Source organism: Bartonella sp. MR168JLCBS (assembly GCF_042194175.1).
In genome coordinates, this window is the sequence record NZ_JBHIMP010000516.1 from 1 (window position 1) to 274 (window position 274).

Here is a 274-nt window from a genome sequence, read left to right on the forward strand (position 1 = left end):
TCTTTATTCAGCAAGACGCTGGATGAACCGCGTCTTAATAGGCAATTTTGCAGCACCTAATCTCAGTGCTTCACGTGCCACATCTTCAAGAACCCCATCAATTTCAAATATGATTCGCCCAGGTGCAACACGAGCCGCCCAGTACTCCACACCCCCTTTACCTTTACCCATACGAACTTCAGTCGGTTTAGACGTAACCGGAAGATCCGGAAAAATACGAATCCAGACACGACCAGAACGTTTCATATAACGTGTAATCGCACGACGCGCCGCT

1 protein-coding gene is annotated in these 274 nt (G+C 48.2%); it reads right to left on the reverse strand.

Annotated elements, in window-relative coordinates:
* Positions 1-3: 3 nt before the first annotated feature.
* The coding region (rplP, locus tag ACFIK8_RS12340) for a 50S ribosomal protein L16 (protein WP_375669594.1) at positions 4-274 on the reverse strand (271 nt) is incomplete at its 5' end.